This window comes from Maribacter sp. R86514, assembly GCF_044597005.1.
Classification (GTDB): domain Bacteria; phylum Bacteroidota; class Bacteroidia; order Flavobacteriales; family Flavobacteriaceae; genus Maribacter.
On the sequence record NZ_CP138999.1, the window covers coordinates 3,213,618 to 3,227,414 of the forward strand.

Here is a 13,797-nt window from a genome sequence, read left to right on the forward strand (position 1 = left end):
TGATGACGACGATTTCGCATGCTCAAAATTCAGAGAAAAATGAATATATAAAGAGCTATGCCAATTCTTTGATGAATTTGAATTATCAAGATGCTTTAACCATTTCCAGTAAAATAACAAATAATAAACTTAAGATAAGTATGAAAAATTTAGCTACTATTTTATATAATAATGGTCAAGCTAATAAAACAAACATCACCTATTTTAAAGATAGTACAATATCCGTAAATAATAATTCAATTGAAAAAACCATTAATTACTTAAGTAAAGGATATTATATACTTTATGAGAAAACGGGAGAAGATTCTTTTGAATATTTTTTCAATGCCTATACTTTAGCAAAAAGTAAACACCATTCAAATTTATATAAACTTTCCTTACTTGGTATTTTAGAATATTATCAGTTCAAATATTCACAAACTAATAATCAATTTGAAACCTATATCCAGGAATTTGAAAAAATTTGTGTAAGTAATCTAGACTATGTATGGCTCTATTTATATAAAGTTTATTTCAATTTACAAAGTTTATCAAAAGAGAGCTGGTCTTCAATTCGTGACTTAAAACAATTAGAAAACCGCATGTTATCGGTATCTAAAAATAGTAATTTGAGACCATTATTTTATTCGCTCAAGGCGCTCAAATATGAATACACGGATAGTAATCAAGAGGCTTTAAAATATCATCAGTTGGCTTTAGATTTATCTAAAGAAAAGCCATTTCTAAAATATATTGCATTCAGATCATTGATTAGAATGTCTATCATAGCACAAAAGGAGAATGATTTTGAGAAAGGTATAGTACTATTGGATACAGCTATTAACTATATAGATAAATCTGATACATTGAGAAGTCTGATTTATATTAACAAATACAAGTCTAAGCATAATTTAAAAATTAAAAATTTTGAAACTGCATATGCTCAGTTAGAAGAATCTATAGATTTAGAGCATAAACTTGAATACAAAACCAATATGTTAGAAAAATCTGCTTTAGAAGTTAAATTAAGAACCGCAGAAAAAGAAAAACAAATACTTGAAGAAAAGCAAAAAGCACAAATAACTAGAAATTGGCTTATCGCTGCCACTCTAGCCCTTGTTTTTGGAACAGGTATTGCCATTCTGGTTCAAAAGAACACGACCAAAAAACGCAAACTGGCAGAACAAGAAACACTATTGAAACAAGAACGTGTAGACAATCTATTAAAGCAGCAAGAATTGGTGAGTATAGATGCCATGATTGAGGGTCAAGAGAAAGAACGCCAACGCGTAGCCAACGAATTGCATGACGATTTAGGTAGTCTTATGGCAACCATAAAATTACACTTCAGTAATGTAAAGGGAAAAGGGAAGGACCCAGCGCTAAAACAAGCGCAATCTTTATTGGAAGAAGCCTACCAAAAAGTAAGGGGAATAGCGCATAGTAAAAACTCCGGAGTAATGAGTAGCCAGGGTTTGTTACCTGCAATTAAAAAAATGGCGTATGTTATTTCAGAAACCAATGCTTTAGAAGTAAGTGTAGAAGATTTTGGTATGGGCGAGCGTATGGAAAACTCCCTAGAACTCAGTCTTTTTAGAACCATACAAGAATTGGTGGCAAATGCTATTAAACATGCAGAAGCAACTAAACTTAGTATTCAAATTTCACAATATGAGGATAACATGAATATTATTATAGAAGATAATGGAAAAGGCTTTGACCGTTCTAAAATTGACAAAAGCAAAACGGGAATGGGACTCACCAATATTGAAAAACGAATGGAACATTTAGAAGGTAATTTTACCATAGATAGTGTGCTGGGAAAAGGCACTTCCATTTTAATAGACATACCTGTATGATAACCGTAGCCATAGCTGAAGATCACCAAGCCTTAATAGATGGCATCATCTCCTATTTAAAACATGAAGATGATATTGAAATAATCGGGCATGCAAATAATGGAGAAGAACTATTGAAGTTGGTACGGTTAAAACAGCCCAAAGTGGTATTATGTGATATTCGAATGCCCAAATTAGATGGTATAGAAGCCACCAAATGTATTTTAAAAGAATTTCCAAATACTAGAATAGTTGCTTTTACCATGTTTGATCAAGATGATGCCGTACAGCAAATGCTAGCTGCTGGTGCCCATGGTTATATTTTAAAAAATAGCAGCTTAGATGTGGTTTTGGAAGCTATACGTACCGTCTACGATAACAAAACATACTACGATAAGAAAATTCATATTCCCGATGGAGAAAAGAATAGCACTAAAAGCATACTCAGTGCCCGTGAACGAGAAATTTTACAATTAATAGGTAATGGGCATACCAGTCATCAAATTGCGGATGAACTCTTTATTGGTAAAAGCACTGTAGACACCCATCGTAAAAACATGATCCGTAAACTGGGCTTAAGTGGTGCGGGCGAGTTGTTGCGATATGCGGTGGAGAAGAAATATGAGTTTTAAATTTTATTAATACTACATGCTTAGCTATTGATTACGGTAATTACCCCATTTAAGTAAAAATATAAAAAGCTACGCCTAATACAATCTTGGGAATAAGCAGCGTAACGTTGATAATTCTAAAAATTCAATTAACTTTAAAAGGTATATGCCTTGGTGGTAAATTTTACCGCACAGAATTCAAAGAATAGTATTAAATTAGGCAAGCACTATATAAAATGCATTTGTAAATAATGGCAAAGATTGAAATTAAAGGTTCCCCCGAAGAGCTAGAAAGAGTAGCTGCTTTTTTAGCAAACAATAACGTAAAGTTTGATGTGTTCAATGAATATGGTAACCACTCTCTAGAAGATTTAGACAAGTATGAGCATTTAAAAACTAGGTTCTCTGACCCAGTGACAGAAAAATAACCCAAATCCATGAAAGGCTTACAACAAATAAAATCTGAAATTGAACTGTTGACGAGTTCTAATAATAAAACCGAACTAGAAGTAGTAGATGCATTACGTAAGTATTACTTCAATAAAGCGGTAACTGCAGAGATCAAACTTTATAAGAAAAAAAAGAAAAAGGTGGCACAGATAACCAAAGACCTTAAAATAAGTCACCGCAGATTCTATAAAATTTTGGAAGATAAAAAAGTAGAATTTACCAAATACAATAAATCTAAAGGAGAAGAGGCAGAGTAACCCTCTTTGGCAGATTCAAATACATAACACAAGAGGAATGAGATTTTTAAAGTACATGCAAGTATTTCTTATTCTTATTTCTGTTTGGGTGTCTCACGCTGCTTATTCTCAAAAAGTAGTAGTAAAAACCCAGATACAAACTACGGTTAATATTGAATGCAATGATGATGGATGTTTTGGCAGTTATTATGGCAAAGAATTTATAGATGGTTCAGATGTAGCTCATCAATTCTCTAACACCATGTCTGCTAAAGTAGGGCATAAATTAAAGGAACTCTATTCTAAAGATACATACGTAAAAGTAGATTTTGAGAACATACTTATGACTACCAAGGGCATGGGTTCTGGTATGGTGAGGTATGAGCTGAAAATTCCGTTTGTTACGGTAGCTACAAAATGTGAAGCCTATACGTCTTTTGATCATGTTGGTGGCTGGAATCATACACCATCTTTACCCAGAAGAAAGAAGGAACTAAGTTCTCTTTTAATGCTTGGCGAGTCTTTATATATCAGTAAGCTAAAAACGACCACTGAAGGACTACAGGAATATTGGATTCAATGGAAAAACAAGAACACACAGAAAAGTTGTAGTCCAAATAAAGATTAACTTGATAGTCTTATTTTAATTATTTGAAAATGAACAAAGAATCACTCTCTAAACTAAGTAACGAAGAACTACTTAAAAAACATACAGCAGCAAAAACAATGGTGTGGCTCTTGGCAATTGTTTTAACCGGAGTTTTACTCTTTTTTATCTACATTTCAATACAAGATGGACTTACTCCTTTATTGGCAGTTCCGTTAGCGTTATCAACCATCATTCCTTTGAATGTAAAGAACATGAATGCGTTTAAAAAGGAATTGGACTCTAGAAAATAAGTGTTCAATTTTTATCAAGTAATTAGAAAAATAACAGTTAAAAAATGAAAAGTACAACCATATCAATCATAGGAATGGTAATAGCGATAATAACAATAGTATCTACTTTTATTAAGGGTAATGATACCGGTTCTTTATTTGGTTTTGAAATGGATATTTGGATGTATCGCTTAATTTGGCTTGCCTTGTTCGGGGTGATTTTGAATGGTTATTTAAAGGAGAGAAAGAATACCTGATTGTTCAAAAAATTGAACAATAGTACCATTTTTGGGCACAATTGAAAGGAAAAAATGATAAAATAGTATTATTATCTAAGCTTGTATATAGATTTTCGTAATCAATCACCAAATACTTCGACTCACACATTACATGAAAAAGCGAAAGTTTAAAATCAGTGATATCATTTTTGTGGTGTTCATTCTGTTGTTGATAATTCCACAGACAAGAACGCCAATTCAGGTAGCTGTCAATAAACTGAAAGTAGCAATTTGGTCACCTAGTATTGAAGATGAAGAAGACCAAGATCAAGTTACTCCATTTCAATATGCCGTTATTGATTTAAAAGGTAAAACCGAAAGCATTTTCGTAGGTAAGGGCAAGATTACTTTTATCAGTTATTGGGCAACTTGGTGTCCGCCTTGTATTGCAGAATTACCAGGAATTCAAGATTTGTATAAAGACTACGGAGACAAAGTCAATTTTATATTATTGACCCAAGAAGAGCCAGAAAAAGTACAGCGGTTTATTGAAAAGAGAGGTTATGAACTACCTATTTATTTTCCACAAATGCAAGCTCCAGATGTGTTGCAAGAAAATAGCATCCCCACTAATTATGTAATTGATACTACAGGAAAAATCATCATTAAAGAAACAGGTGCCGCAGATTGGAACAGTAAAAAAATACGCAATCTGTTAGATGATTTAGTTTCAAATTATTCTGACTAGCTAAGTCGTTCTTTAATACAAGCTGCCATAAAATCCTTTTTATTGAGTGCCTTTTCAGCAAAATCAAAAAGGCTTAAGCAACGGTCTAAGTTCTGATTCTCGTAAGTAACTTTGTAGTATCTGTTATTATTCAGATAGTCAGTTAATGCACGTAAACCATGAATAAATGGCATAAAAACAGCACCTAAGGGTAAACTGTTTTTATCTGCGATCGTTAAAAATGAACTATTAACAGCTAAGCCATCAAGAAAAGCTTTAAATAATGATTCATCAAAGTTTATGAGTTCATGGTTTTGCTCATCTTCAGGTGCATTGTTAACTACAGTTCTTATAGCATCACCAAAATCATAGAAGAAATAGCCTTTCATAATGGTGTCCAAGTCAATAAGGCACAATGCTTTATTGTTGGTTTCTGAGAATAGGATATTATTTAACTTGGTATCGTTGTGACAAATTCTAACAGGTAAGTCGCTAATATTAAGGTCTTCAAGTTCAGTTAAGAAAAGATGAGCTTTATTAATGGCATGTTCGGCAATTTGTTTTTTCTGTGCATCTGCATCTGCAAGTGCTTCATTAAACTCTTGTTTTCTATGGTTCAGGTTATGAAATTTTGGCAACGTATCTTTAACTATAGAAGGGACCACGTCTTTTAATAAACTATGAAAACGACCCACAATACGACCCGCTTCAAAAGCAATATTATTATCTGTAGTTGTGTTATATGTGGTGCTGTTAGGAATATAAGTCATCATTCTCCATAGACCATCATTTTTCTTTAAAGAATGTTCTCCATTTTTTGTTTGTAAAAAAGTGATTTGTGCATAATCATCTACATTCAAAAATGGGAGGGTATAGCTAATGTTATCCATTAGTATTTCTGCATTTTTAAATATAAGAGTGTTTACTTTCTGAAGGATATACTGTTGACCATCGTCCTCCGCAACCAAATACGTGTCATTAATGAGTCCGCTAGTCAAGGGTGACCATTTTAATGAATTTCCGTTAAGGTTGAATTCAATCAGTATTTTTTGGATGGACTCTGAGGTCATTGTTTTAGCACTAAGATTCAGTTTTTAAAGGTATGTAAAACTTGCGCACTGTTTTGAACAAACTTAGTAGCCACAAATAGCATTTAATAAGAATTTTCTTTATTTTGTGCAGTTGGCCTAATTATAATACGATTTTCAAATTATCGCAGTTAATAACTAAACCAATCAAATTTCCCCCAAGAATGAGTAAGATTAAAACCTGCCTAAAAGTTGTTGTATTTTTATTTACAACCACTTACGTACAAGCACAATGCGAAGTTTTTAAAAGTGAAATCAGTGATGTACAACGTTACATGTCGCAATTTAGTCAGCTCTCAGATTCATTGAGTACCGCTGTTGAAATTGCTTCTTTTGATGCCTCTATTAGTAAGGCAAGAAAAAGCACAAAAGCTGCAATGTTGTTAATGGGTCAGGCAGTTAATGCAGCAGACGAAGCTGTAATTTTAGCATCAGAAGCTCAATATGATTCACAGACTTGTGGTTTACAAGACGCCATGAGTTATACGATTGATGCCGAAAGACATACTATTGATTCTCGTGACTTTTCTACCGAAGCTTTTGAGAATGTAAAAAATGCCTCAAAGGCAAACAACTTGGGTAACTTACAGTTTTACATGCGCAAAGCGCAAAGGCTTATGCGAGAAGCACAAGAGTCTGCAGATTCAGCAGTATATGCAGCAGACAATGCGCATTATAGCTGTAGCCATGACGTTGCCCATCTTAGTTTTGAGAACTAGATCACTCCTCTTTCTTATTAACTAAACCTTTGGTAAACTCATTTAAGGTTTCCACTTTTTCTTCGAAATCTCCTTTGATGGTTTTTCTAAACTCGTTGAGGTTTTTTACCAAGTCGTCTATATTTTCTGGAATAACATCCTCAAAAAATTGACGCAATCTTTTGGCGGTAGTAGGAGATTTTCCATTGGTGGAAATCGCCACTTTTACATTGCCCTTAGTAACAATGCCGCCCATGTAGAAATCGCAAAAAGGAGGGTTGTCAGCTACGTTCACAAGTATTTGTCTTTCCCTACAATCATGATATACCTGCTCGTTTACAGGTACATTATCTGTAGTTGCTATGGCAATATTTTTCCCTTTCAAATAAGAAACATCATAGGTTGCCACATTCATTTTTATATTGAACTTGTTGGCCAATGCAATAGTTTCTTCCCTAAACATTGGGGAAACCATTTCAACTTGTGCGGTGGGACTTGACTTTAATAGAAAAGTCAATTTTTCTAAGGCAACATTGCCTCCGCCAACAATTAAAATCTGAAGGTTAGATACTTTTAAAAATACGGGGTAAAGCTCATTCCGTTCCATTTGCTATTTTATTTTCTTCTGTTTTATAGTTGATGGTAACACGTGTACCTTTTCCAAGTTCTGAGTTTATAAATAAACGACCGTTAATATAGTCGATACGTTCTTTCATAAAAAACAGCCCCATACCGCCTTCACTATTATTTTTTGGTAATTTTCCTAAAATAGAATCATCAAAACCTTTGCCATCATCATCTATTACTACGCTTAAAATAGGATAGGAGTAATTTAAGGTAACCAAAATATAATTTGCTTCTGCATATTTTATGGCATTGTTAACCGCTTCTTGGGTAACACGATAAATATTGGTTTCAGCTAACGAATCAAACCTTATATTGGCATCGGTCTTATTTTTAAACAGAACAGTTTTTCCTGTAAGTTTAGACAGCTCTGTAGTCATTTTATGTATTGCAGGGAAAATGCCGTGATCACTTAATTCTGGTGGAGTTAAGTTAAATGTGGCCGTTCTGACCCCTTTTATAAGATCAGATGTTAGCCCTTTTAGATAGGCTATTTTTTCTCCGGTTTTAGCCTGGTCTTCAATATCTATAGATTCAATATTAAACTTTAAAGCGGTTAGCATTTGACCTATACCATCATGAATATCTTTGGCAATACGCTTTCTTTCCTCTTCCTGGCCTTCTACGATTTGGCTTGCTTGCACCTTTTTTTGCTGCATGCGCTCCTCAAAATTCTGCTTGGTCAATTGCTGTACCTTAAGTTGGTTTTCTTTACGCTCGGTAATATCTGAACATAAAATTAAAATGTCTTGCTCTAAAGAAGACTGGTGCATGGGTACAATAGACATATCTAACCAAAGATTGGTGCCTTTGGCATTCACAACTTGTAACTCTTCTGTACGAATAACATTTTTTCTATTGATTTTCAACACCTCTTTTAAGTAGGATTGCTGACCTTCTTCTGTGGTTAATATTTCAGAAATAGGCTTGTTTACAGGTGTGGTCTCAAGACCTAAAAGGTCAAGAAACTTTTTACTTATAAATACGATACTACCGTCTTTACGAATGCTGGCAAATAGCGCGGCGTTATCTATTACGAAATTTAGTTCTTGCAATTCTTTTAATGAGCGCTCTTTTTCATCATATAAGTTTTGAATCTTTTCTAATTGCCCTTTAGACTCTTCGTCTTTGCCAATAAGGTGTCCTATAGTATTTTTAATTTGGATGGATAAGGGTCTGAAGATTACAAAAATTTCTAGCAGAAGAATTAGTAAAGAAAAAGCAAGAAGCCAGTATTCTTTTTGTTTTAGTTTTTGAAGCTGTTCATTGCTACGGGCATCATATTCGTTTACGATCTGATCCATAAGATTCAAAAAAGAACGTTCATTGTTGAGCAAAGCATCTAAGTCGTTTTGTTGTACAGATGCGTTAATGTCTTGTTTATGGGTTGCAAGTACATGCTCTACTGCACTTACCATTGCCGAGTGGTGCGGGTCAAGTTTTTTAAATAATGCTTGAACTTTGGGATCATCTTCATAAGGCAGATTAAAAGAGGCATCGCCCAAATGAAGACCTTCGTGAGATATTTTCCAAACCGCAAGGGTTTTCTCAATCTCAGAGAGCACCATCTTTTTATCTTCTGGATTATGTAGTTCTTTTAGAAGTAAGGTCTCTTTAGTCAATTTTTGACTAAAGGCACGCTGTCTACCTGCTATATTTATAAGTTCAGAATCACCAGATTGTGCCTTTAGGTGTAATTGAATAAGTACTTGGGCTATAATAACGGTTAGGGCAATGGCTGCCAATGCCAACAAATACCATTTTCGAATACGTATAAACGTAGCCGTGTCCAATGGTATATTTTGCTCGTTATTGGCCATAAAAATTGAATAGTAACTAGTAATTAGGCTTGAAGTGCCTTGGTAATTAAATCTAAGGAAAATTTAGATAGCGGTAATTTTAATGCGGCCTCTTGGCCCTTAATAGACATTTTTCTCCATGTTTTCTGAAGGATATCTATAGTTTTGTCTTCCTCATGTTTATGTGCAAAAGGCTCAAAGTAATACTCCAAGAATACCAAACAGATGACATCTTCCAATGCTTGTGTTTCTTCGTTTTTCTTCAGCTGTTTTTTCTCTAAAAGAAACTTGACATTATCAATGGTTTCATCATCATAGCCCACATCTTCTAAAATAGAAGCAGCTTTCTTTGCATGAAATTTCTTTAATTCTTGGCGCCATCTTAAGTAGCCCTCACGGTTCATTTCATAAGACTCTCGTGGTATTTCCCATCTACAGATATGTTGACATCTTGCGGTTAACCGTAAAGCTTCAGATGCTGTTGGGTCAAATTCGTTTAGTCTTTCTGTCATTCTAATACCATAAAGTACTTCTTTTGGGTAGGTAGTACCTTCAAAAACTTCGGTATTTGGGTCTTGCTTATTGGCTTCATCAAAATGTTGAAATGCTACTAGTAATTTATCCGTGGTGGCCATAAGTCGTATGTTTACTCAAAACTATTCAGAAAAGCCAACATACACAAAATCATCTTCTATTTTAATAGGATATACTGCTATTGGGTCCAAATCACTATTTAAATTTTCGCCATTTTCTAATGAAAATGTCTTTTTGTGTAACGGACAGGCTACCATTGGTATACCCTTATGGTCACCAATCATACCTCTGCTTAAAACCATTTCTTGTTTTTCAGGAGAAAGGTTTTGGCAAGCATACCATGTATTTAGTCGTTCAAAATTAAATACAGCAATTTGTAAATCTTTATATTTTATACAAGCGCCTCCATCTTTTGGAAACGCAGTAACTGGTGCTGCTTTAAACCAAACGGTTACTTCCTCTGGTTTTACGGTCTTATATTTATCTGAAATTATAGTCATTTTTTAAATCTTAGAAATTGGTTGTTTAAAACGTGGTTAGACCCATTTTTCTGGCATTTTTTGTTCTCTTAATGGAACAAAAACTAAGTTGTCATCTTCTTCTTCACTATTTACAAAGTGATTAAAACGCTTCATCATTTCTGGGTCGTTAATAGCTTGTGTCCATTCGCACTCAAACTTATTGACTAGCGTTTGCATTTCATTTTCTAAGTCTTCTGCAATCCCTAATTTATCTTCAATAATTACTTCTTTTAAATAATGAAGACCACCTTCTAAACGCTCTTGCCATGCTGCTGTTCTTTGTAAAGGTTTTGCAGTACGCATGTATAACATTAGGTAACGATCTATATATTTTATCACAGTTTCATTATCTATCTGTTCTGCAAATAACTCAGCATGTCTTGGTGTAGCGCCACCATTACCTCCAAGGTATAAGTTCCAACCACCTTCAACGGCAATTAAACCAAAATCTTTTCCACGAGCTTCGGCACATTCACGAATACAACCAGAAACACCACCTTTAATTTTGTGTGGAGCACGTATTCCTCGGTATCTATTTTCCAATTCAATACCAAAACTTACACTTTCATCCATCCCGTAACGACACCAAGTAGAACCCACACAAGTTTTTACTGTACGTAAAGATTTCCCGTAGGCGTGTCCACTTTCAAATCCGTGATCAATTAAATCTTTCCAGATTAATGGCAATTGGTTTAAGGTAGCACCAAATAAATCGATACGTACACCACCAGTTACTTTGGTATATAAATCATATTTTTTAGCAATTTCTCCAAGAGCAATTAGCTTATATGGTGTAATTTCCCCGCCAGGAACGCGAGGAACAACAGAATAGGTTCCATTACGCTGAATGTTTGCTAAGAATCGATCATTAGAATCTTGTATAGCATATTCTTTATTTGCAGTATCAGCATTTATACTCGCCATTAATGATGCTACAACCGGTTTACACAATTCGCAACCATGACCACCGTTTCCGTGGTTATCTAATACCTCATTAAAAGTTTTGTATCCTTTTACTTGTATTATTTTATATAAATCTTGTCTGTTTAAATCAAAATGTTCACAAACTGTATCTTTGACTTCTATACCTAAAGATTTTAGAGTAGCCTCGGTAAGGTCTTTAACCATGGGCTTACATCCACCACAACCAGTACCTGCTTTAGTACAATTTACCACATCGGCAAGGTCTTTAGATTCACCACTCTCAATAGTACCGCAAATTTGTCCTTTGGTAACATTTTCACAAGAACATATTTGTGCTTCATCTGGTAAATCCATAACATCACCAAAAGAACTACCACCTTCACCAGCAGGTAAAATTAATTGTGCAGGATCCTCAGGGATAGCCATTCCATTTAAAAATATTTGGTGCAGCATGCTATAATCTGATGCATCACCAACTAGAATACCACCTAATAATGTTTTGCCGTCAAGGCTTACATTTATTCTTTTATAAAGGTGTTTTGTTTTGTTTTCAAAAATAATAGAATGTCCTTTAGCTGCTGGCATAAAAGGCTCACCGAAACTGGCAACATCAACACCAATTAGTTTTAGTTTGGTGGACATGTCTATTGAAGCAGGCATTAGCGTTTCTTCTCCGAGAATTTGGTCTACAGCAATACCTGCCATATCATAGCCAGGAGCTACTAATCCATATATCATTTGATTGTAAAGAGCAATTTCGCCAATGGCGTATATATTACTGTCAGATGTTTGCATTTTGTTGTCCACAACGATACCACCACGAACACCAACTTCTAATCCCGAATTTTTTCCTAGTTCATCCCTTGGGCAAATTCCTGCAGAAACCACTAACATGTCAACATCTAGAACATCATCTTCTCCAAACTCCATTCCTGTTATATACCCGTCATCCCCAAGAATTTGATTGGTTGCTTTGCTTAAATGAATGTTTAAACCAATAGATTCCAATTTCAATTGTAATACCTGACTACTTCTAGAATCTAACTGTCTTGGCATTAATTTAGGTGCGAACTCTACAATATGTGGTTCCAGACCCATGTCCATAACCGCTTTTCCAGCTTCCAGACCCAGAAGTCCACCACCTAGAACTGCAGCTTTTGCATTTGGGTTCTTTGCTTTTATTTTAGCTGCGTAAGCCAACATGCCTTCTAAATCTTCAATAGTTCTGTATACAAAAACACCTTCCTTCTCAACACCCTTAATAGGTGGTACAAAAGCAGATGATCCTGTTGCTAAAACCAAATAGTCATAAGAAAACGCTCTGTCTTTAGCTGTAGTTATGGTTTTGTTCGTTCTGTCGATGTCGGCAACGCGTTCATCTACGATAAGATCAATACCATTTTCTGTGTACCATTCTGCCGGAGCCATTTCCAAGGCTTTAGCATCTTGGTTTTCGAAAAACTCACTTAAGTGAACTCTGTCATACGCAGGTCTTGGCTCTTCACCAAAAACAATAAGTTTAAATTGTTTGCTTTCCTTCTTAGCTACAAATTTCTCACAGAATTTGTATCCTACCATTCCATTACCGACAACTAGTATAGTTTTCATACCCTTATTATTTATGCTACACAGCAATATTACGTATAAATACGTACATATTCTATGATTATACCAAAATAAATACGTATTCTTGTTAAGGAATCGATAATTAATAATGCTAAATACTATGAAGATGGAATTAGAGAAAACGGCAAAAGTAAGTTTGGTTGGAGCAGGACCAGGAGCAAAAGACCTAATAACAGTAAGGGGTTTGAGAGTTTTGAACGAGGCAGATGTTATATTGTACGACGCATTAATTAGTGATGAACTTTTATCTGAACTACGTACTGATATTCCTAAGATATATACGGGTAAAAGATGTGGAAAACACTCTCATACTCAAGATGAGATCAATGAATTGATAGTAAAATATGCTTTTGAATACGGACATGTAGTTAGATTAAAAGGCGGAGATCCATTTGTTTTTGGTAGGGCAAACGAAGAGATAGAATATGTAGAAGCTTTTGGTATTCCTGTAAGTATTATACCGGGTATTTCAAGTTCTATCGCCGTACCATCTAGTCAAGGAATACCTATGACCAAAAGAGGTGTCAGTAGTAGTTTTTGGGTAATGACCGCGAGCAAAAAAGACGGTACATTCTCTCAAGATTTGCAATATGCCGCTAAGTCAACGACTACTATGGTGATTTTAATGGGGATAAGAAAATTAAATCAAATTATTGATGAGGTCAGTAAATACAGGGATAGAATGACACCTGTTGCTGTAATTCAAAATGGAACAACACCAAATGAAAGATGTGTTGTGGCTACTTTAGAATCGATACATAAGTATACATCGACAATAGAAACCAATATGCACGGTATCATAGTTATTGGTGATGTTGTCGCGGATCACCCATCCTTTTTTGAAGATGAAGTGCAACGTATATTGCATGATGCTATTTAGAGCAAATTTCTTCCTTTAAATATTGCTTTCTACGTAGCTATTTTAAGAAATCAACTACTTGTTTCAAATCTGAAATTAAGAATAGCTAAATTTTATACGTTCAAAATTTATAATATAATAATGAACAGACTTAAATTCTAAATTTTATGTAATTATACGTAGTAA

At 34.6% G+C, this 13,797-nt stretch carries 16 protein-coding genes; 10 read left to right on the plus strand and 6 right to left on the minus strand.

The window, feature by feature from the left end:
- Window positions 1-140: 140 nt before the first annotated feature.
- From SJY30_RS13960 to SJY30_RS13995, 8 genes are all read left to right on the plus strand, one after another.
- Window positions 141-1,838 (plus strand): sensor histidine kinase, encoded by a 1,698-nt coding sequence (locus SJY30_RS13960; protein ID WP_396632762.1) that lies wholly within the window; start codon window positions 141-143, stop codon window positions 1,836-1,838.
- Window positions 1,835-2,449 (plus strand): response regulator, encoded by a 615-nt coding sequence (locus SJY30_RS13965; protein WP_396632763.1) that lies wholly within the window; start codon window positions 1,835-1,837, stop codon window positions 2,447-2,449. Before SJY30_RS13960 ends, SJY30_RS13965 begins: the two co-directional genes overlap by 4 nt.
- Before the next feature lie 230 nt (window positions 2,450-2,679).
- Window positions 2,680-2,856: a hypothetical protein gene (locus tag SJY30_RS13970; RefSeq protein ID WP_396632764.1), complete on the plus strand. Its 177-nt coding sequence runs from the start codon at window positions 2,680-2,682 to the stop codon at window positions 2,854-2,856.
- Between the two features lie 9 nt (window positions 2,857-2,865).
- Window positions 2,866-3,135, plus strand: a complete 270-nt coding sequence (locus tag SJY30_RS13975) for a hypothetical protein (protein ID WP_396632765.1) — start codon at window positions 2,866-2,868, stop codon at window positions 3,133-3,135.
- A 37-nt stretch (window positions 3,136-3,172) separates the two neighbouring features.
- Entirely contained in the window at window positions 3,173-3,742 is a 570-nt protein-coding gene (locus SJY30_RS13980) for a hypothetical protein (RefSeq protein ID WP_396632766.1), read from the plus strand.
- 29 nt (window positions 3,743-3,771) lie between these two features.
- Window positions 3,772-4,014, plus strand: coding sequence for a hypothetical protein (locus tag SJY30_RS13985; RefSeq protein ID WP_396632767.1), 243 nt, complete (start codon window positions 3,772-3,774; stop codon window positions 4,012-4,014).
- Window positions 4,015-4,058: 44 nt separating this feature from the next.
- Complete coding sequence (locus SJY30_RS13990; protein ID WP_396632768.1) at window positions 4,059-4,250, plus strand: hypothetical protein; 192 nt, start codon at window positions 4,059-4,061, stop codon at window positions 4,248-4,250.
- Between the two features lie 133 nt (window positions 4,251-4,383).
- Complete coding sequence (locus tag SJY30_RS13995) at window positions 4,384-4,959, plus strand: TlpA family protein disulfide reductase (protein ID WP_396632769.1); 576 nt, start codon at window positions 4,384-4,386, stop codon at window positions 4,957-4,959.
- Here SJY30_RS13995 and SJY30_RS14000 read toward each other — a convergent pair.
- Window positions 4,956-6,008, minus strand: coding sequence for a phosphotransferase enzyme family protein (locus SJY30_RS14000; RefSeq protein WP_396632770.1), 1,053 nt, complete (start codon window positions 6,006-6,008; stop codon window positions 4,956-4,958). The two genes, SJY30_RS13995 and SJY30_RS14000, sit on opposite strands and share 4 nt — an antisense overlap.
- Window positions 6,009-6,190: 182 nt before the next feature.
- Between SJY30_RS14000 and SJY30_RS14005 the strand changes: the two genes are divergently transcribed.
- The gene (locus tag SJY30_RS14005) at window positions 6,191-6,745 is read left to right on the plus strand and encodes a hypothetical protein (protein WP_396632771.1); all 555 of its coding nucleotides are present in this window, start codon (window positions 6,191-6,193) and stop codon (window positions 6,743-6,745) included.
- Between the two features lies 1 nt (window position 6,746).
- On the opposite strand, the gene SJY30_RS14010 is transcribed toward SJY30_RS14005, so the two are convergent.
- From SJY30_RS14010 to nirB, 5 genes are read right to left on the minus strand one after another with little or no spacing between them, the layout of a single operon-like run.
- On the minus strand, window positions 6,747-7,331 hold the full coding sequence (locus tag SJY30_RS14010; RefSeq protein ID WP_396632772.1) for a bifunctional precorrin-2 dehydrogenase/sirohydrochlorin ferrochelatase: 585 nt from the start codon (window positions 7,329-7,331) through the stop codon (window positions 6,747-6,749).
- The gene (locus SJY30_RS14015) at window positions 7,318-9,168 is read right to left on the minus strand and encodes an ATP-binding protein (RefSeq protein ID WP_396632773.1); all 1,851 of its coding nucleotides are present in this window, start codon (window positions 9,166-9,168) and stop codon (window positions 7,318-7,320) included. Before SJY30_RS14015 ends, SJY30_RS14010 begins: the two co-directional genes overlap by 14 nt.
- Window positions 9,169-9,191: 23 nt before the next feature.
- Window positions 9,192-9,782 (minus strand): DUF4202 domain-containing protein, encoded by a 591-nt coding sequence (locus SJY30_RS14020; RefSeq protein ID WP_396632774.1) that lies wholly within the window; start codon window positions 9,780-9,782, stop codon window positions 9,192-9,194.
- Between the two features lie 21 nt (window positions 9,783-9,803).
- Complete coding sequence (gene nirD, locus SJY30_RS14025) at window positions 9,804-10,181, minus strand: nitrite reductase small subunit NirD (protein WP_396632775.1); 378 nt, start codon at window positions 10,179-10,181, stop codon at window positions 9,804-9,806.
- Window positions 10,182-10,217: 36 nt separating this feature from the next.
- A complete protein-coding gene (nirB, locus tag SJY30_RS14030) occupies window positions 10,218-12,734 on the minus strand; it encodes a nitrite reductase large subunit NirB (protein ID WP_396632776.1) in 2,517 nt (838 codons plus the stop codon).
- 124 nt (window positions 12,735-12,858) lie between these two features.
- Here nirB and cobA point away from each other — a divergent pair, with 124 nt between their 5' ends.
- Entirely contained in the window at window positions 12,859-13,632 is a 774-nt protein-coding gene (cobA, locus tag SJY30_RS14035; RefSeq protein ID WP_396632777.1) for a uroporphyrinogen-III C-methyltransferase, read from the plus strand.
- Window positions 13,633-13,797 lie beyond the last annotated feature (165 nt).